The sequence below is a fragment of the Rheinheimera maricola genome (assembly GCF_016918075.2).
In the GTDB taxonomy this organism is placed as follows: domain Bacteria; phylum Pseudomonadota; class Gammaproteobacteria; order Enterobacterales; family Alteromonadaceae; genus Alishewanella; species Alishewanella maricola_A.
The window spans coordinates 491,668-509,957 of sequence record NZ_JAERPS020000001.1; the positions used below are offsets into that span (position 1 = coordinate 491,668).

General features: G+C 49.4%; 18 protein-coding genes. 15 read left to right on the plus strand and 3 right to left on the minus strand.

Annotated features, from left to right (window positions below; translation table 11 throughout):
- Positions 1 to 9 precede the first annotated feature (9 nt).
- The 15 genes from I4W93_RS02265 (at position 10) to I4W93_RS02335 (ending at position 15,099) form a co-directional block, all read left to right on the plus strand.
- Entirely contained in the window at positions 10 to 912 is a 903-nt protein-coding gene (locus I4W93_RS02265) for a glycosyltransferase (protein WP_205310053.1), read from the plus strand.
- On the plus strand, positions 912 to 2,189 hold the full coding sequence (locus I4W93_RS02270) for an O-antigen ligase family protein (protein WP_205310052.1): 1,278 nt from the start codon (positions 912 to 914) through the stop codon (positions 2,187 to 2,189). The genes I4W93_RS02265 and I4W93_RS02270 overlap by 1 nt, the downstream gene beginning before the upstream one ends.
- A complete protein-coding gene (locus tag I4W93_RS02275; protein WP_205310051.1) occupies positions 2,173 to 2,868 on the plus strand; it encodes a YdcF family protein in 696 nt (231 codons plus the stop codon). Before I4W93_RS02270 ends, I4W93_RS02275 begins: the two co-directional genes overlap by 17 nt.
- A 31-nt stretch (positions 2,869 to 2,899) precedes the next feature.
- Positions 2,900 to 4,642 carry an ABC transporter transmembrane domain-containing protein gene (locus I4W93_RS02280; protein ID WP_205310050.1) on the plus strand — a complete coding sequence of 581 codons (1,743 nt, stop codon included), beginning with the start codon at positions 2,900 to 2,902 and terminating at the stop codon, positions 4,640 to 4,642.
- Between the two features lie 43 nt (positions 4,643 to 4,685).
- Positions 4,686 to 5,096, plus strand: coding sequence for a hypothetical protein (locus I4W93_RS02285; RefSeq protein ID WP_205310049.1), 411 nt, complete (start codon positions 4,686 to 4,688; stop codon positions 5,094 to 5,096).
- 89 nt (positions 5,097 to 5,185) lie between these two features.
- The gene (gene secD, locus I4W93_RS02290; protein ID WP_205310048.1) at positions 5,186 to 7,039 is read left to right on the plus strand and encodes a protein translocase subunit SecD; all 1,854 of its coding nucleotides are present in this window, start codon (positions 5,186 to 5,188) and stop codon (positions 7,037 to 7,039) included.
- Positions 7,040 to 7,050: 11 nt separating this feature from the next.
- The gene (secF, locus tag I4W93_RS02295) at positions 7,051 to 7,995 is read left to right on the plus strand and encodes a protein translocase subunit SecF (RefSeq protein WP_205310047.1); all 945 of its coding nucleotides are present in this window, start codon (positions 7,051 to 7,053) and stop codon (positions 7,993 to 7,995) included.
- A 152-nt stretch (positions 7,996 to 8,147) separates the two neighbouring features.
- Complete coding sequence (locus tag I4W93_RS02300) at positions 8,148 to 9,680, plus strand: bifunctional GNAT family N-acetyltransferase/carbon-nitrogen hydrolase family protein (RefSeq protein WP_205310046.1); 1,533 nt, start codon at positions 8,148 to 8,150, stop codon at positions 9,678 to 9,680.
- Positions 9,681 to 9,817: 137 nt separating this feature from the next.
- Positions 9,818 to 11,140 carry a SpoIIE family protein phosphatase gene (locus I4W93_RS02305; RefSeq protein ID WP_205310045.1) on the plus strand — a complete coding sequence of 441 codons (1,323 nt, stop codon included), beginning with the start codon at positions 9,818 to 9,820 and terminating at the stop codon, positions 11,138 to 11,140.
- A 53-nt stretch (positions 11,141 to 11,193) separates the two neighbouring features.
- Entirely contained in the window at positions 11,194 to 11,688 is a 495-nt protein-coding gene (locus tag I4W93_RS02310; RefSeq protein WP_205310044.1) for an STAS domain-containing protein, read from the plus strand.
- Positions 11,689 to 11,905: 217 nt separating this feature from the next.
- Positions 11,906 to 12,511, plus strand: coding sequence for a DUF998 domain-containing protein (locus I4W93_RS02315; protein ID WP_205310043.1), 606 nt, complete (start codon positions 11,906 to 11,908; stop codon positions 12,509 to 12,511).
- 24 nt (positions 12,512 to 12,535) lie between these two features.
- A complete protein-coding gene (locus tag I4W93_RS02320) occupies positions 12,536 to 12,934 on the plus strand; it encodes a hypothetical protein (protein WP_205310042.1) in 399 nt (132 codons plus the stop codon).
- A gap of 111 nt (positions 12,935 to 13,045) precedes the next feature.
- Complete coding sequence (locus I4W93_RS02325) at positions 13,046 to 13,507, plus strand: hypothetical protein (RefSeq protein ID WP_205310041.1); 462 nt, start codon at positions 13,046 to 13,048, stop codon at positions 13,505 to 13,507.
- Between the two features lie 100 nt (positions 13,508 to 13,607).
- Positions 13,608 to 13,973, plus strand: a complete 366-nt coding sequence (locus tag I4W93_RS02330) for a hypothetical protein (RefSeq protein WP_205310040.1) — start codon at positions 13,608 to 13,610, stop codon at positions 13,971 to 13,973.
- A 352-nt stretch (positions 13,974 to 14,325) separates the two neighbouring features.
- The gene (locus I4W93_RS02335; RefSeq protein ID WP_205310039.1) at positions 14,326 to 15,099 is read left to right on the plus strand and encodes a hypothetical protein; all 774 of its coding nucleotides are present in this window, start codon (positions 14,326 to 14,328) and stop codon (positions 15,097 to 15,099) included.
- Here the strand turns inward: I4W93_RS02335 and I4W93_RS02340 are convergent.
- Genes I4W93_RS02340 through I4W93_RS02350 form a run of 3 tightly spaced genes read right to left on the minus strand, consistent with a single transcriptional unit; the run spans position 15,089 to position 18,284 of the window.
- Positions 15,089 to 16,444, minus strand: coding sequence for a sensor histidine kinase (locus I4W93_RS02340; RefSeq protein ID WP_205310038.1), 1,356 nt, complete (start codon positions 16,442 to 16,444; stop codon positions 15,089 to 15,091). The genes I4W93_RS02335 and I4W93_RS02340 overlap by 11 nt on opposite strands.
- Complete coding sequence (locus I4W93_RS02345; RefSeq protein ID WP_205310037.1) at positions 16,441 to 17,136, minus strand: response regulator transcription factor; 696 nt, start codon at positions 17,134 to 17,136, stop codon at positions 16,441 to 16,443. Before I4W93_RS02345 ends, I4W93_RS02340 begins: the two co-directional genes overlap by 4 nt.
- Positions 17,137 to 17,165: 29 nt before the next feature.
- Positions 17,166 to 18,284, minus strand: coding sequence for a type 1 glutamine amidotransferase domain-containing protein (locus tag I4W93_RS02350; protein WP_205310036.1), 1,119 nt, complete (start codon positions 18,282 to 18,284; stop codon positions 17,166 to 17,168).
- Between the last annotated feature and the right edge of the window lie 6 nt (positions 18,285 to 18,290).

Sequence of the window (18,290 nt, forward strand, 5' to 3'; positions counted from 1 at the left end):
GGAGTTTAGATGACAAACAAGCAAGCATTACCACTGATCAGCGTATATATGCCCACCTACAACCGGGTGCAAATGGCAATCCGCGCTATTGAGTCGGTGCTGGTGCAGGATTACGCCAACTTCGAGCTACTGGTGGTAGATGATGCCTCTAGCGACGATACCTGGCAGGTGCTAACCAATAAGTATATTAATGATGAGCGTATCCGCTTTTTCCGTCAACCCAGCGGGCAGGGCGCTTGTGCCGCGCGTAATCGCGCTATTTCTGAAGCCAAGGGCGATTTTGTAACCGGCATTGATGATGACGATGAGTTTTTACCGAATCGGCTAACTAGCTTGTATCAGGCGTATGATGATAAATACAGTTGTGTCTGTTCTGGCTATATCTGGGATTATGGCACCGTACAAAAGCAGCTGTTTACCAGCCGGCGTATCGTGGCGTTGCCTGAGTTATTGGATTTACATATTTTATCGAATCAGGCATTAGTGCGTCGTGAGCGCATGCTGGCTTTGGGGGGCTTTGATATAACCCTGGCGGCGTTTCAGGATTACGACATGTGGGTGCGCGTGGTGCAAGCGTATGGCCCGGCGCTGCGCATAGCCACTGCCAGCTATAAAGTTAATGTTGGCCATGAGCTGGGTCGCATTACTAATTCACCTAAGCGGCTGGATGCACACAAGCAGTTTATTGCCAAACATCGCGTCCATATGAGCGAGCGCAATTTGCAAAATCAAATGTTTTACCGCCAGAGTATGGAGCAAATTCCACTGACATTATCCGGGTTACTAGGCAGTAGTCGTTATGGCCTGGTAAAGCTTAAATGGCGTTATTATGTGAAACACAAGTTGGGGCTGCTTAGCCACTGGCGCATTAAAATATTTAGCAAAGGTATTCGCGGATTGTTTAAAAAATAATGTCGGTGGTCCAGGCCAGATCACGCTGGCAACACTATAGCGACAGCCTGCTTTGCAGGCTGATCCCGTTGTGTTTACTTATTGATTGCATCAATGGTGCTTTGCTGCAACAGCAGGGCAGCAGTTACGGCCTGTCGGTGTTTTATAAAATAGGCGTGCTGGCATTGATGGCGTTTGCCACGGTATTGTACCGGCCTGTGTGGGCACTGGGTTTTCTGCTCATGCTGATGGCCATGTTAATTGGTCCGGCGTGGCACTGGCCACAGCTGGCTACCTCCTGGATGCTGGCTGATATACAGCTGGCCGTTAAAGCGCTAAGCCCGTTGCTGGCATTTTGCTACCTGCTGGCACTACAAAAACGCCAGCCCCAATCAGCACAGCGAGTGTTTTGGCAAACCTTGCAGCTAAGTGCAGTGGTATTGCTGCTTAATGCCTTGGCCGGAGCCGCTGGCCTGGGATTTACCGCCTATCAGCCACTGGAGGGCGTAGCGCAAGCTTTTTTAGGTATTAAAGGCTTTTTCTACTCGACCAACGAGTTGTCAGCGGTGTTATTGGTGATTACTGCCGCATTGCTATGTGTCAGCTGGCCACGGTATAAAGCCGCTTTTATCGGCGTTAGTGTACTGGCATTTATGTTGGCACTGTCGATGCTAACTAAAACCGGCTTGTTTGGGGTGGTGCTGTTAGTGCTGCTGGTGCCGCTGTTAATGCAACATGCAGCGTTCTGGCGCGGTAAAAAACATGTGTTGCTGCTGGTTGGCGGTATGGCATTGCTGCTGTTTTTAGCCGTGCTTGCCAATGCTGAAACGCTGCTGAAGCTACTGGGTATGTACGACAAGCTCAGCTTTGTTTACCACCAACGTGGTATCAGCGGTATTGCGTTATCGTCGCGTGATTATTACGCTGGGCGCATCTGGCAAAGTTTAACCGAGCACTATAGCCATTGGCAGCAATTGCTGGGTGTGGGGCAGGGCGGCATTGCGCTGTATTTAAAGAAATACTTCGCCGAGCTAGACTGGTTTGACTTACTGATATTTTACGGAGTCGCTGGGCTGGTAACTTGGGGGCTAACCTTTGCTGTCTTCATCCGCCATAGTGTTAAGCACTGCTATAACGGCATCGGCCGGGTGATTTTAATGCTTAATCTACTGTTGTTGCTGGTGTCGTCCGTTGCCGGCCACATTCTAACATCCGGTATGCTATGGCTACCCTGGGCACTGTGCAACGCCTTGCTACTCACAGCCCACCAACGGAGAGATGATGAAAGACATTCTTGAGCCCTTTTTATACCCGCAAAATCTACTCTTGCTTGGCTTATTGCTAGCATGCATTGGCTACCGTAAAAAAGGGCTTTGGTTATTATTAATATTTTACTATTTGGCGGGTAATACCTGGCTGGCTAACCACATGCGGCAGCTGTATAGCAGCCAGATTGCCGAGCAGGTGATCACTGCGGGTAACACAACGGTGTTGTTGGGCTGCGGCGGTTCGGCTACTGCGCTGCCAACCTGTGCCAAAGCCAGAATAAACCACTTGGTCAGGATTATGCCGCCGCGTAGCAGTGTGCTTATCACTACAGAGCACTGTAAGCCCTATGTCGATTACCTGTTAGCCCAGCAGCGAGAGTTGGCGATGGATTGTTTTTACGGTGGCGACAATACTTATCAGGAGTTCAGCAGCCTGGCCGCGCGCGGTATTAAAGCTGATTACATTATCACCAGCGATTTTCACGCCTGGCGGGTCAGCCAATTGATACAACGGCATGGCTTCAATAGCAGGGTTATTGCTACTTCCAGCCAAACATTTCGCCCGGTTAACTGCAGTTATAATTGCTTCCTAACGGTAAATTTGACCAATTTTGATTTTTACAGCAAGTTAACTGCCGAGTTTGCCAGTTATGGCGTGTACCTACTGACTCGTAATTGGACCGATTGGTATCAGGAGCCATCAACGTGAAACATACAAACCAGCTGGCAGCGGCAAACGGATGACCAATACAACATCTGTCGTGCCCTGGCTGCTCAGTTTTTTACAGCCGTATCGCAATCGGGTGCTGCTGGCGCTGTTATTTTTACTGATTGGTTCATTAAGCTGGCTGGCACTGGGCCAGGGCGTGCGCTTACTGGTAGATGATGGTTTTGTTGCCAATAACAGTGCGCGGTTAAACCAGATCACAGTGGGCATTTTGCTGCTGTGTCTGCTGGCCTCGGTGGCTGTGTTTTGCCGGTTTTACTTAATGACCTGGCTGGGCGAACGGGTGAGCGCCGATATCCGTAATCGGGTGTATCAACATATGCTTAAGCTGTCGCCGCAGTTTTACAGCCAGATGCGCACTGGTGAGGTGATATCACGTTTTACTGCCGACACTACCTTATTGCAAAGTGTGGTGGGCTCTAGTTTGTCGATGGCGCTGCGCTCTGGTGTTACCGCCATCGGTGGTTTAGTGATGATGGCGCTAACCAGTTTTAAAATGACGGCTTTGGTGCTGCTGGCCGTGCCGCTGGTGTTGCTGCCTATTATTGTGCTGGGGCGTAAAGTACGCAGCTTATCGCGCGCCAGCCAGGATAAGTTAGCCGACGTTGGCGCTTATGTAGATGAAAGCCTGCATGAAATTCATACCGTACAAGCCTATGGCCATGAAACTGTTGATACAGCGCACTTCGCCAGCCGTATAGAGCAGGTGATGCAGGCCGCAAAGCAACGTATTGTGTACCGCTCATTGCTCATCGCCGCTGTTATGCTGCTGAGTATTAGCGCGATGGTGCTTATTAGTTGGGTTGGCGCGCAGGATGTGATGGCAGGTAACGTTAGTGCCGGTGAGCTGACTGCCTTTATGTTTTACGCCGTAATGGTGGCAGGCAGCGCGGCGACCATTAGCGAAGTTGTGGGTGATATTCAGCGTGCCGCCGGCGCTGCCGAGCGTTTAATTGAGCTGGCGCAGGCGCCGGTTGATATTGTTTCGCCAGATGCTGCGCTGTCGCTGCAGCCGCCGGTTACCGGTGCCTTGCGTTTGCAGCAGCTGAGTTTTGCCTACCCACAGGTGGCCGATAAAACTGTGTTGCAGCAACTGAGTATTGACATAAAACCTGGTGAGCGTATTGCCTTGGTGGGCCCAAGCGGCGCCGGTAAAACCACCTTGTTTCAGTTGCTACAGCGGTTTTACCAACCTACTGCAGGGCAGATTTTTCTCGATGATATTGATATTAGCAGTGTAGATTTAGTGCAGCTGCGCGCGCAGTTTGCGTTGGTGCCGCAAGAGTCGGTGATCTTTGCCACCAGCGTACTGGAAAACGTGCGCTATGGCCGGCCCGACGCCAGTGAGCAAGATGTTGTCAACGCCTGCATCGCGGCGCGGGCTGATGAATTTATCCGTGACTTTAGCGCGGGTTATGCCACCGAGCTCGGAGAGCGTGGAGTGCGTTTATCCGGTGGCCAGAAACAACGTATTGCCATTGCCCGCGCTATTTTAGCCGACCGGCCGGTATTGCTGTTAGACGAAGCTACCAGCGCGCTGGATGCCATTAGCGAGCAGCAGGTACAACAAGCACTGGACTACCTTATGCAAGGCAAAACCACCTTGATTATTGCCCACCGCCTGGCAACGGTACTGACTGCCGATCGCATTTTGCTGCTAGAGCAAGGCAAGTTGGTGGCAAGTGGTAGCCATCAGCAGTTGCTGCAATCCAGCCCCTTGTATCAGCAATTGGCAAAGCTGCAGCTGTTAAGCTAACCGGCCGTGCCTTAGCGCCAGTTTATTTTTGCGCGCAGCTCTTGTGCCGCGTCAATACAGACCGCATTATGCGCTAAGTGCTGCTGCCATAGCAGCGCGTATCGACAAGCGAGCTTGTCGTAATGAATGGGGTTCTATGCGCTGGCTCAGTAGTTTTGCCATACTGGTTTATTTAAGTTTATTGTGTACTCCGCCAGCATTGGCCGTGCACGATACTCGCTTATCGCCATTGGCAGACACGCAATTACTGGCACTTAATCCGGCATTGCTACAGCATACGTTAGCCCCGCAAGATGACCCCAATGACGAACCTGTCGCTGTAGTTAACAGCAGCATGCCGCAACTGCCTCAGGCAGTTTTTGCAGGCGTTGCGGCTGCGGTGACCGTGGTTATCAGCTTTTTTTATCTGCCTGCGCATCAGCCGCGGGCTCCGCCTGTGTTGTCCTTCGCATAACTTAACGCCTGAACAGCTTAGCTGTTCAACCCTGTTATAAGCCGGTGTAGTCGTGCTACATCGGGCTAGATATATGTAAAGGAAAACCGATGTTAAATACGAACCCACTCTGGCGATATCTGCTGGTGGCCGGCATGTTATTGCTGGCGCTAGTGTACGCGCTGCCCAATTTGTATCCGGAAGATCCGGCGCTAAATATTAGTGCCAGCCGTGGCGGTGTTATCACTGAACAACGCCGCGCCCAACTGCAGCAACATTTCAGCGCAGCGGGCCTGGCGGCCAAGTCAATAACGCTGGAAAACGGCCAGTTGCTGGCCCGGTTTAGCAGTACAGAGCAGCAGCTTCAGGCCCGCGACTTAGCACGGCAAGTGCTGGGAACTGACTTTATTACTGCGCTTAGCCTGGCACCGGCCACGCCAGCATGGTTAAACATTATTGGTGCTAAACCGATAAAACTGGGCCTGGATTTACGCGGCGGCGTGCACTTTTTATTGGCGGTAGATATGCAGGCTGCGCTGGATAAAAGCTTGCAGGATTTGGTGCAAACGGTGCGGCTGGATTTGCGCAACGCCGATATTCGTTTTCGTAATGTACAGGCAGATATGGCGCGCGCTCAGGTGCAACTGAATTTACGCACTGCGGCCGATGTGCAAGCGGCACAATTGTTACTGAAACGGCTTGATACTGAATTGCTCGTTAGCCCCGGCACAGACAAGCTCAGCCTGCAGTTAAGTATGAGTGAGGTGCGGTTAAAGCAAATCCGCGAATATGCCCTACAGCAAAATATCACTATCTTGCGTAACCGGGTGAACGAGATTGGCGTAGCCGAGCCATTAGTGCAGCGCCAGGGGGCCGATCGTATTGTTGTGCAGTTACCAGGTGTGCAAGACACAGCGCAGGCGAAAGAGATTCTTGGTGCTACCGCTTCACTGGAGTTTCGTCTGGTTGATACCGAGGCCGACATTGCTGCCGCGCTGGCAGGGCGTGTGGCACCCAATACCGAGCTGTTTTACAGCCGTGATGGTGCACCCGTGTTGTTGGAAAAGCGCATTGTGCTTAGCGGCGATCATATCAGCGGTGCGACAGCCGGCTATGATGAATTCAGCCGTCCTCAGGTAAACATTAAGCTCGATGCACAGGGTGGCAGCAAGCTATCAGTGGCTAGTAAAGATGCGGTTGGCCGGCGGATGGCGTCTGTATTTACCGAATATAGACCCAGCGCTGCGTTGGGGCCAGACGGTAACCCTGTGCTGGTTAAACAGCAGGAAGTGATTAACGACGCCGTGATCCAGATGCGACTAGGGCGCGATTTTAGTATTAGTGGTCTTAACAGCGCTGCAGAGGCACAAAATCTGGCGACCTTGCTGCGAGCGGGGGCGTTAATTGCCCCGGTACAAATTATCGAAGAACGTACCATAGGGCCAAGCTTGGGGCAGGAGAATGTAGAGCTGGGGCTGGCGGCTATTCAATGGGGCCTGGTAGCGGTGCTGCTGTTTATGCTGGTGTACTACAAAGCTTTTGGGTTGGTGGCCAATATTGCGCTGCTGGCTAATGTGGTGTTGATAGTTGGTGTGCTGTCAATGGTGCCAGGCGCCACGTTAACCTTGCCGGGTATGGCCGGCATAGTGCTGACAGTGGGTATGGCGGTAGACGCCAACGTGCTTATTTTTGAGCGCATCCGCGAAGAGTTGCAAGAGGGCCGTTCGGTGCAACAGGCTATCCATTTAGGCTATGACCGTGCTTTTGCCACCATTGCCGATTCGAATATTACCACCTTATTGGTGGCGCTTATCCTGTTTGCTGTTGGCAGTGGCCCGGTAAAAGGCTTTGCCGTCACATTGGCTATTGGCATTTTAACCTCAATTTTTACCGCTGTAGTAGGTAGCCGGTTACTGGTTAATTTATTTTGGGGTGGCCGCCGCGTGCAGTCACTGCCCATCTAAGGAACGAAAACATGCAAATATTACAATTTTCCGAGCCGTTGAAGTTTATGCGTTTCAAGTGGCTGGCACTGTTGTTGTCGGCAGTGCTGGTATTGGCATCGCTGGGTTCTATTGCCAGCAAGGGCATTAACTGGGGGCTGGATTTTACCGGCGGTACCGTGATTGAAGTGGGCTTTGCCCAACCGGCCGACTTAGTGGCCGTGCGGCAAACATTGCACGCTGCGGGTTACGATGACGCTGTGGTGCAACTGTTTGGTAGTAGCCGCGATGTGCTAATTCGTATTCCACTGCGCGCCGACGTAGCGCAGGCTGAAGTGGGTGACACCGTGCTAGTGGCATTGAACAGCCAGCAGGTTGACCCGGTCACCATGCGCCGGCTTGAGTTTGTTGGCCCCAGTGTCGGTGAAGAGCTAAAGCAAGATGGTGGCCTGGCAATGCTGGTCGCATTATTGGGTATTCTGCTTTACGTTACCATGCGCTTTGAGTGGCGTTTGTCGGTTGGGGCGGTAGCGTCATTGGCGCACGATGTTATTCTAACCTTGGGCCTGTTTTCACTGCTGGGGCTCGAGTTTGATTTAACCGTGCTGGCGGCCATACTGGCACTGATTGGCTACTCTATCAATGACACCATAGTGGTGTTTGACCGCATTCGCGAAAGCTTTCGCAAATTACGCGATGCCAGTGTTGATGACACTATTAACGATGCCATTACGGCCACGTTAAGCCGCACGTTTATCACCTCACTCACTACCGTGTTGGTGCTGATAGTGCTGTTTTTTATCGGCGGGGCGCTTATTCATGGTTTTGCTACCGCATTGCTATTTGGTATTGCCGTGGGTACGTACTCGTCGGTATATGTTGCCAGCGCAATAGCGGAAATACTGGGTGTCAGCCGCGAAGATATGCTGCCAGCTCCAGCGGTTGATAAAGACCATGAAGACGCTACGGCCCAGTAAAATCGCCGTATAGCGTTGCAACACAATGCAGCGGATAGGCATAGTGTAATGCCGGGTTTGGCGCACAGCTTGATAAACAGATTGGCGTAACCTCTGTCAGCGGCGGCCTGATGTGTTAGTCTTTAAAGACTATACAAACAGCAGGAGACACCATGGAAGCCAATCATGTTGAAGTGCGCCACTTAACGCGGGAAGATATGTCGGCGCTGCGTAAAGCGTCAGAGCAGGTGTATCAGGACGCTGCGTTGTTGAACTGGACCGAGCCAGTGGTTAATACCTTACTCACCAAGTTTCCCGACGGCCAGCTGTGTGTTTGTGTCGACGGTAAAGTTGTCGGCTGCGCCTTTTCGCTGATTATCGACTACAGCAAATTTAGTGACGAACACACTTATGACCAGATAGTCACTGGTTTCTCGTTTAAAAATCATGACCCCAGCGGCGATGTGCTGTATGGCATAGAGGTGTTTATTCACCCGGATTATCGTGGCTTGCGGTTAGCCCGGCGCTTGTACGATGCGCGTAAAGAGCTGTGCGAAAATTTAAATTTGCGCGCCATTATGGCCGGCGGCCGGATGCCGAACTACAACAAATACGCCAATACACTTAGCGCTAAACAGTATATTGAAAAAGTGAAAGTGCGGGAAATCCATGACCCGGTACTGAGTTTTCAGCTGGCCAATGGTTTTCATGTGCGCAAATTACTTAAAGGTTATCTGCGTGGTGATACCCAGTCACAGGAATATGCCACCTTGCTCGAATGGGCCAATATCTATTACGCCAAGTCAGTTAAGCTGATTAATGCGCCCAAGGCTGAAGTGCGGCTGGGGCTGGTGCAGTGGCAAATGCGTAATATGAAAGACATTAACCAGCTGTTTGAACAGATGGAGTTTTTTGTTGATGCGGTATCGGATTACAAAAGCGATTTTATCTTGTTTCCCGAGCTGTTTGCCGCGCCTTTGATGGAGCACTACAACCATTTAAGCGTGACCGAAAGCATTCGTCAGCTGGCAAAATATACTGAAACCATCCGCGATAAATTCATCGAATTTGCCATTGCGTACAACATCAATATTATTACCGGCAGCATGCCGTATCTAATTGACGGCAAACTGTATAACAGCGGATTTTTATGTCGCCGTGATGGCAGTTGGGAGCAATACGACAAGGTGCACGTTACGCCGGCTGAGAAACGCAACTGGGCCATGACCGGTGGCAACAAGGTTGAGGTATTTGACACCGACTGCGGCAAAATCGGCATTATGATTTGCTACGATGTCGAGTTTCCGGAATATGCCCGGCTGTTGTCTGATCAGGGCATGAATATTTTGTTTGTACCGTTTTTAACCGATACGCAAAACGGCTATACCAGGGTGCGGCACTGCGCCATGGCCCGTGCGATAGAAAACGAGTGTTATGTTGCCATTGCCGGGGCGGTAGGTAACTTAGCCAGGGTAAATAATATGGATATTCAGTACGCGCAGTCGGCACTGTTTACCCCGTCAGATTTTGCTTTTCCAACCACCGGCATTAAAGCCGAAGCCACGCCCAACTCAGAAATGCTACTGATAGTGGATGTTGACCTGGATGCGTTAAAAGAGCTGCACACCCATGGCAGTGTTAACACCATGAAAGACCGGCGCCACGACGTGTATCAGCTGAGCTTGGTAAAGCCGCTGCAGAAATAGTGTGGCTAAGGGGGCTTAGCGGTTGTTGCTGTATCACCTTTAGTGCTAGCCCCATCGCATCTTAACGTGCTGCCAGCTATAGTTAAGCAAGTTAGCTGATAGCCGCAGTGGTTGACTGCTCTACAAAGGAATACCTTATGCCTCAGGACTCTGATGGCCAACAGCACAATGATCCGGATGATGGTTTTCTGGTCTTTGCCGCAGATATCGACGTTGACGATACCCCTCAAGCCTGCTGGACAGTGCTGATAGTTGATGATGATGCCGAGATCCATCAGATCACTAAGCTGGCGCTGCGTGATTTTAATTTTCAGCAGCACAGGCTCAATTTTATCAGTGCATACAGCGCGGCCGAGGCCAGAGGTATTTTGCAACAAAACCAAGATATTGCCTTAATTCTGCTCGATGTGGTGATGGAAACGGATGACGCCGGGTTAACCTTAGTTCGTTATATTCGCGAAACCCTGGGCAACAACCTGGTGCGCATTATTTTACGTACCGGTCAGCCAGGGCAAGCCCCCGAGCAGCGCATAGTGCAGGATTATGATATTAACGACTATCGCGCTAAAACGGAGTTAACAGTACAGCGGCTTACCACAACCGTGGTATCGGCAATGCGGGCTTTTTTGGCTATTGAGCAGTTAGCCAGTTTAAATGACAATTTAGAACAGCAGGTGCAGGCCAGAACCGCGCAGCTTGAAGCCAGTAATCAGCAGTTACAGCAAACCTTGGCAGAGCTGGAAGCCGGTGAACGTGCCGGCAAGCAGTTGCAGTTTAAAATGTTGCCGCCACAGCAGTTGAGCTGGGCGGGTTTTCAGTTTAGCCATGCCTTGTATCCATCTGAATTTATGAGTGGCGACTTTGTCGACTACTTTGCTGCCGACGAGCACAATGTGGTGTTTTATATTGCCGATGTGTCGGGGCATGGGGTGGCATCGGCTTTTGTTACCGTATACCTAAAGCGCTTTATCAGCGCCAACCTGGAGCGCTACCGCCGCGGCAGCTCAGGTATGCTAACTGATCCGGCAGCGCTACTTCAGGCACTGAATACGGAATTACTCCAGGAAAAAATAGGCAAATACATTGCGTTGTTTTATGCTGTGCTGAATACCCAAAACGGTGAAATATGCTACGCCAACGCAGGCGCTTTTCCCTGGCCGTTGTTAGTGCAGGCGCAAAGCGCTGATTTTATTGCATTAAAAAGCACCCCGGTTGGCATGTTTGATTTTGCCACTTACGCTAATAAAACCCTGCTACTACAACACGATAGTCGCTTATTGTTATTTTCTGATGGTATTTTAGATATGTTGCCACAACCGGCTACTGAACAAAAACTGCAGCATTTGCAGCAATTCAGCCAACAACATCATGACATAGCGGCGTTGCTGCAGGCGTTAAGGATAGATCCAACCGCACCATTACCAGATGATTTAACTATACTCAGCCTGGCACGACACTAATATATCCGTAGCGCAGCGGCCACGCTGTCGCGCAGACAATGAACGAGGTTGCTATGACGCAACAAGAGCAAATTCTGTTCGCTTGTATTGATAACTGCTGTTATTTCAAGCTTAGCGGTGAGCTACGTTACACAAATGCGACAGGCATGGATGACCTGGTAGAACGTTTATTTTCCCGGCAGTTGCAGTGTAAACAAGTGGTTGTCGATTTAAACGCCGTCAGCTTTATGGACAGCACCTACATCGGCCTGCTGGCCAGTTTAGCGCGCTATTGTCAGCAACAGCAATTGCCCCGGCCAACTTTGTTTTCTACCCATACCGAAGTTAACGAGTTATTGTTTGGTCTTTGTCTGGATCAGGCGTTTGATATTGTGCAAAAACCAACCAAACAAACGCCGGACATGGCAGGCATTAGTGCACAGCCATACAGCGAGCTGCAACAGGGCCAGATGATTTTGCGCGCACATGAAGCGCTAATCGCATTACATGACAACAATCTGGCCGCTTTTGCGCCGGTAGTCGAGTTGCTAAAGCAGCAGTTGAAGTAATCGCGTTAACATCTGAACGCCTGCGATTTAAGTTAGCCGGCTCAAGCCGTATTTGTCGCATCCTGCAACATCAAGTGCACCTGTAAGTCGTTGTAAGTTTTAACGAAGCGGTGTAATGTTCTGCACATTAAATTTACAAAGGCAGCTTAACCGGTGTTTAACTACGGGGCGACCAGCCGAGTAAGTGTTAGCGACCTTTGAAAGCTCGGAGTAACCGATGATCAAAAGTAATTTGTTGGCGATAAAACAAGCGATGCTCATTCCAGTATTCGCTTTTTACAATATATTCATTGGGTTATTTGTGTCTGGCTATAGCGTTGCATCTCAACATATTAGTGAGTTGGCGCTGGAAGCAGAATTTTTTGCATACTCCCATCGATTGGCTGACATTTTAATAGGTCTGTCCATGTGCTTGTTTGCTTTGGTGTGCTTTTCAACTGCAAAGGCAAAGTTCACTTTTGTGACAATGTTTTCATTCGGAATGACTTGGATCTTTGCAGGGATCTTTATCCTGAATAGCCCCTTGCATGATATTTACGGGTTAACAAACATCTTAATAGTTGTACCTGTGGTGTTCGCACTAGAAATGCGAGACTTCTATACATCAAAGAAATTTCAAGACTTTTCCATTTTAGTTACATTGGTCCATATAATGTTTTTCTGGTTCTTTAACTACGGTTTTATGCCTGTGGAATATAAAGGCATAACTCAAAGAGTTTGGGTGGCAATTACTCTGGTTTGGTATGGCGTTGCTGCTTATCAAATGTATAGAGTCGCTAACAAACAAAGGCAGACAACGCATAACAGCGCGCGGCTGCTTTGAGCGTTATATACGATGGAAGTAAAATTGAAATTTAAGATTACATTTCAACAAAATATCAAAGCTACTTTAAAATTCTTAAGTCTTGTTATGCCTGCGATTGGGTTATTTATCATTGTCGATTCGATCAAAGAGGATGACTATTCAAACTTGATGATATTGGTTTATCTGTTAGCTGCCATGCCACTTGTTGTTCTCTCGACAGCGACATATACAGAGTTAAAGGTGTCTCCCTTGAACAAATTTCTTTGTTCTGTGCTGTTTGCTTTTGCCACCACAGTGTTTGTGATTGCATACTATTTCTTGGCTTGGTTTATTGATGGATCTGAACTAGGTTTTCCCTTTTTACAGAGAATGTCAGTCATTATGTTTATTGTCCTGGCAGGAATTTATTTACAGCTACCTTGGAAACTTAATGGTGTATAAGAAGCGCCTCAAACATTGCGGCATGGGGCCGCTGGACTCGCCTTTTTGCCGCTTTGTGGCTACAAGTCTGTCCCAAAGCCGGGCGTTCGGCATATTTAACAAGGAAACGTAATGAAGTCTATTTATCCATTTTTTTTACTAGTAACATGGCTGTGTTTTTCAAATAAAGCCCTTGCAGATAATTGTGACTCCAACTGTCAAATGGACCAAATCTACAGTTATTTCAAAGCCCTAGATAAAGTCAGCCTCAGAGGTTCGAGCATCAAAGATATCGAATATTTTTTGTCCTTGATGCATGCTGATGTCAAATATATCCACGTTGAATATGAAGCTAGGTTTGACAAAGAGTCATGGCGTAAAGCTTTTGTTCGAAACCTGGAACGTGGTGCTTATCAAAACAGTAATGAAAATGAACAGCGAGTTTTACAAGCAATTCTAGGGAAAAATCATGTGGCAGTTGAATACTCCCACGGAATGGTACAGAAAGACGGAACTTGGCAACAGAAAAAGCCATTGCTCATTCTATTCGGTTTTACTGAAGGAAAAATATCGTTAGTAAAAGAGTTATGGTAAGTGAGCCTAACAAACGTTAGCACAACCGGCCTGCGACACTCGGCTTAATGCAAGTTGCTCGCGTGTTTGGCGGGTATTATGTTTGAACATAGGCACTATAGTGTTTAAAAAAACAACTCCAGATAAAGATTATGTTCCAAACAAGATTTCGCTAGGTGCGCGGTTAGCGAATCTTGCACTAGCAGTATTATTAATTTTATTAGGTAGTTACGGGATTTTGAATGAAGAGCTCTATCTACCGCTTGGCAGAAGAGCAGAAGTAACCTTGTATGGAGTCGCGACTTACGTTGCAATGCTTGCATTTAGTCTAGGTGCGTTTTACTTCCTACTAGAAATTGTTGATCACTATGACAAGAGAAACAATGAGCACATCTATAGGCGTTTGAGAATGATCTTTAGAGGTTTCGCCTGCATGGTTTTTGTTTCGGCAATCATAGTAAATTTAAAATATGTTTATCAAACATAACAATCAGCAAAAAAACGGACAAACGGCTATGTTAGTGTTCTTTTCAGCATCTGGCCTATACCAATAAAAACTATCCCCGGGCAGTTGGACACCCGCTATGGCGAACTAAGTATGCTGGGCTTTGATATCGCCAGATTAAGTGGTGTGTAAAAAGTGTACGGAATCGACCATCACCTGGGATACAACTACAGCCTGGGCGATTTTATTGAGCGCAGCCCCAAATTCGACATGGTAAATACGCTGGATTATTTAACGCCCTGGTAACGCCAAACGTTACCGTGTTGATTTCACGCCGGTTTCACAACCCTTGCGTTATGTTTGCTGCCTGTTTTATCTATTAACAAGGCATCTTATGGCGAAAAAATACTCACGGTTGCTGCTTTGCATCGCATTTGGCTTTGCGACGCCCTTGCCGGCAGCAGATACCAGTAGTTTAGAGCAGCCTGCGCTGAATATGCAGCCTACTGCAGCGGCAGATTTGCAAAGCACTATTGCCGGCGCGATAAGCCAGTTTGAGCAACGATCGCGGCGGGACTGGGCATATCGAATTAGCCGCTATGAAAACGAAGAGGGTGTTATCAGCAGCAGTGTCGAGCTGTTTGAGCCGACAAAAGCGCCAGCCGAACAATGGCAGTTATTAAGTATTAACGGCCAGCAACCGGATAAGAAACAACTGCGAAAGTTTGCCGTGGCAAAACAGCAGCAATCTAAAGCAGCCGGGCAGCAGAATTTCTCGGTTAAGCTAAGTGAGCTTATTCAACTAAATAGCTTGCAGCTGACGTTTGAAGACCCGCAGTATCTGCAGGCCAGCTTTGGGGTGTATCTCAGCCAGCTCGGTGGCGATGTCAGCAAAAAACTGCAGGGCACGCTGCGCTTTGATAAAACACAGCGCTATATCGATACTATTGAAATTAGTAACAGCGCGAATTTTTCGCCGCTGTTTAGTGCCGATATTACCGAGTTTAGCCTGACGCTGCGTTTTACTAAAATAGACAGCGCAGTACTGCCACAACAGCAGCAGCTGAGGATGAAAGGTACTTTTGCCTTTTTTACTAAGATTGATGAAAGCTCAAACGACACCTTCTCGGATTATCGCTATGTCGGCGATGGCCGCGCTACTGACTAAACTGCACCTTGACCGTGGTGCCTTTGTCGTCACTGACCTGGCCACTGCTAACGCTCATCTGCCAGCCCTGATGTTCACACAATCGTTTGACGATGGCTAAGCCAAAGCCAAAGCCGGTGCTGTGCCGGCCTTTTACCCCCGGCTCGGTGATATGCGGGTAAATGTCGGCCGCTATGCCCGGGCCGGTATCGCGGATCAGCAGGCAGTTATTGCTAAAGGTAATACTTACCTCGCCAGATTGTGTGTATTTAAAGGCGTTACTGAGCAAATTATCCAATAACACTTTTAGCATGTCGGCATTAGCGTTAATGCTCACCTGGCAACTGTCACACAACTCTACGGTAACCGGCTTTCCTTGTAGCAACAGGCTGTTGTCTAGAATGGCCCGCTCGAGCAGCGGCATTAATTCAGTGTTGCTATTTTTGTCTGCGGTATGCTCTGCTCTGGCCAAAATAAGCAGGGTTTGCACGGTTTTTTCCATTTGCACCGCAGCATCATAAATGCGCGCCATTAGCTGCTTATCGCTGTCAGGCTCTGCCCGCGGAGGTGCTGGCTGTTGACCGCCAGCTTGTTGGCTTTGCCATAGCTCTGCCGCATTTTTTATCACAGCCAGCGGGGTGCGCAGCTCGTGGCTGACATCGGCGGTAAAGCTTTTTTCGCGTTTCAGCGCGCGGGCAATGCCGCTTAGGCTATGTTCCAGTGTACGCGCTAAAATACCCACTTCGTCATTGGCGAACTGGCTGGCAAACTCGCTGGAAAATGGTTTAGAAAAATGCTGCGACAGCTGCTCTGGGGCAACATTATCAACCAATGCCGCCAGCTGTTTCAGCGGTCGGGTGGTTTTGCGGCTGACAAACCAGGCAATAAGGCAGGCAAGGGTAGTGATAATCAGCGCGCTGATAATCAGAAATTGCAGCACGCCGCCACGAATAGGCCTTACCAATAACTGCTGGCTTACCTCGGCCAGCAGCAACACCTCAGGCTGTGCGCTAACGGTATACAAGTGATAATGCCGGCCCTCTGCTGCATAAAACTCTTTACGCGCTGGCTCGGAGAGTGCTCTGCTACGTACGTCGTCAGGCAGGGTGTCGCGGCTAAAATACAATTGCATATTGCTGCGTGCCGGCTGTGACCACTGGCCGCTATTCTGCTGCTGAGCGCTAAGGTATGCTGCTTCCTGCTGCAGCTGTTGTTCGATAAAGCTATCTTCCAGCGTGTACATCAGAGTAAAAGAAATAAGGCCGTAAACGGCAGAAATCACCAGGGTGAATACACAGAACTGCAACACGATGCGCCGGCTTAAACTGTGAAACTTTGCGCTGTTGTTGGCGGTTTTTGCGGTCATTGTGGTGTTATCTCCAGCGTAAAGCCGACGCCAAATACGGTTTTTAACAACGGGTAAGCAAATGGCTTATCCAGCACGTTGCGTAGCTGATAAATATGCGAGCGCAGCGCATCAGATTCGGTCGGCTCATCGCGCCACAAATGCTGACTGAGTTCACTGCGGCTGACCACTTGCGGGTAGGCCTCGGCCAGACGCAGCAAAATGTTATAGCCCATGGCGTTAAGCGCCAGCGGCTGACCATCGCGTTTGGCGATTCTGCGTTGTTTATCCAGTACTAACGGCCCCAGGGTTATAATGTGCTGCTGTTGTAACAGATGGCGGCGGCACAGCGCCAGGCAACGCACTTCCAGCTCCTGCAGTGAGAACGGTTTGGTCAGATAATCGTCGGTGCCAACTGTAAAGCCCGCCAACTTGTCATTAATGCTGTCGCGGGCGGTGAGCATTAACAGCGGAATGTGCCGGTCTGCCTGTTGTCTTATTTGCTGGCAAACCTGCAGGCCGTCCATGCCCGGCAGGTTTAAATCTAAAATAATCAGGTCGTAATATTGTTGCAGCGCTAACGCCAGCCCCTGCTTACCATTACTGGCATAATCAAAAATATGGCCTTTTTGCTCCATATAGCTGGCAATGTTTTTTGCAATGCTTAGCTCATCTTCAATCAGCAATAGCTGCAGCGCAGCGGGCTTGTTCATCACTTAATCCATTCCAATACAGGTTAAGGCTAAAAAGTCGCTAACAACTCTGTTGCCGCGGCATGCTCGGGCGTTGCGGCCAAAATTTGCTGCAGTGTTGCCCGTGCTGCGGCCTTATCATTTAGTTTAAGCTGGGTTTTTGCAATGGCCATATCCAGTGCTGGGTTGTTAATGGAGCTTTGGCCCGTTTGCATTAGTGTTAGCGCATGCTGCCATGCCTGGGCGGTACTGGCAGTATTAAGGTAGTAATACCCGTACATGCCCAGCAATTCAAGCTGATACTGCGCGGCATCGGCTGATAATACCTGCTGTGCAGTAATGTTGCCGTTCAAAAGCTCAGCTACCAGTGCCAGCGTAGCATCATCTTGATATGGCATCATCGGCAGCGGTGTAATGCCCATTGATGTGACCAACGCCACGGCTGTTGCTACGGTTGAGGCCGGGTTTTGTCCGGTGATCAGGCGGTTATCCACTGCCACATGGCTTAGCATCATCGGGCTGTGTTCAAAGCGGCCGCCGCGTTCAGTCAGTTTGTCTTGCAGCATAAAATCAAACTCGGCCAGCCACTTCTTGCCAAATAAGCGCTCTTCTTCATTGGTAAAGCCATTTACTGCTTTATTGGCAACCAGAAAGCTGCCGTCGGTTAATTTAACGTTAACCAGCGCCGCCGGGCCATGACATACCGCGGCCACTGCGCCTTGCTGCTGATAAATATCGGCAATCAATTGCTGCAGGGCAGTGTCTTTGGGTAAGTCGAACATGGCGCCTTTGCCGCCAACAATAAAAATAGCGTTGTAGTCGGCCGCCTTAAGCTGAGCCGTACTCAGAGTTTGGTTTAACTTTGCCATAATGGCCGCGTTGCTTAGTACTTGTTGATTATAAGCTTTGGCCGCATCGTATTTATCTGCTACTACGTTGCCGCCTTGCGGGCTGGCAATATCTACCGCAATACCATGGGCCTGAAATACCAGATAGGCTTTGGCAAATTCGTCAAACTCATAGCCCGGCGCTCGTTGCTCTGGCTGGCCATAGCCACTTAGCACCATAACAATACGTTTGCTGTCGGGCGCGCCGGCAAAGGTTGATGGAGTACCAAGCATGCCAAGCAGGGTGATTAAAATCAGGATCAAAATCTTCAGCGGTTTCATTTTACG

What these genes read in the sequence shown, in the direction of transcription:
- secF (WP_205310047.1), top strand. Translation starts at nt 7,051, where the DNA reads ATGCAAATATTACAATTTTCCGAGCCGTTGAAGTTTATGCGTTTCAAG.
- I4W93_RS02275 (WP_205310051.1), top strand. Translation starts at nt 2,173, where the DNA reads ATGAAAGACATTCTTGAGCCCTTTTTATACCCGCAAAATCTACTCTTG.
- I4W93_RS02310 (WP_205310044.1), top strand. Translation starts at nt 11,194, where the DNA reads ATGACGCAACAAGAGCAAATTCTGTTCGCTTGTATTGATAACTGCTGT.
- I4W93_RS02265 (WP_205310053.1), top strand. Translation starts at nt 10, where the DNA reads ATGACAAACAAGCAAGCATTACCACTGATCAGCGTATATATGCCCACC.
- I4W93_RS02335 (WP_205310039.1), top strand. Translation starts at nt 14,326, where the DNA reads ATGGCGAAAAAATACTCACGGTTGCTGCTTTGCATCGCATTTGGCTTT.
- secD (WP_205310048.1), top strand. Translation starts at nt 5,186, where the DNA reads ATGTTAAATACGAACCCACTCTGGCGATATCTGCTGGTGGCCGGCATG.
- I4W93_RS02270 (WP_205310052.1), top strand. Translation starts at nt 912, where the DNA reads ATGTCGGTGGTCCAGGCCAGATCACGCTGGCAACACTATAGCGACAGC.
- I4W93_RS02345 (WP_205310037.1), bottom strand. Translation starts at nt 17,136, where the DNA reads ATGAACAAGCCCGCTGCGCTGCAGCTATTGCTGATTGAAGATGAGCTA.
- I4W93_RS02305 (WP_205310045.1), top strand. Translation starts at nt 9,818, where the DNA reads ATGCCTCAGGACTCTGATGGCCAACAGCACAATGATCCGGATGATGGT.
- I4W93_RS02280 (WP_205310050.1), top strand. Translation starts at nt 2,900, where the DNA reads ATGACCAATACAACATCTGTCGTGCCCTGGCTGCTCAGTTTTTTACAG.
- I4W93_RS02300 (WP_205310046.1), top strand. Translation starts at nt 8,148, where the DNA reads ATGGAAGCCAATCATGTTGAAGTGCGCCACTTAACGCGGGAAGATATG.
- I4W93_RS02340 (WP_205310038.1), bottom strand. Translation starts at nt 16,444, where the DNA reads ATGACCGCAAAAACCGCCAACAACAGCGCAAAGTTTCACAGTTTAAGC.
- I4W93_RS02325 (WP_205310041.1), top strand. Translation starts at nt 13,046, where the DNA reads ATGAAGTCTATTTATCCATTTTTTTTACTAGTAACATGGCTGTGTTTT.
- I4W93_RS02315 (WP_205310043.1), top strand. Translation starts at nt 11,906, where the DNA reads ATGATCAAAAGTAATTTGTTGGCGATAAAACAAGCGATGCTCATTCCA.
- I4W93_RS02350 (WP_205310036.1), bottom strand. Translation starts at nt 18,284, where the DNA reads ATGAAACCGCTGAAGATTTTGATCCTGATTTTAATCACCCTGCTTGGC.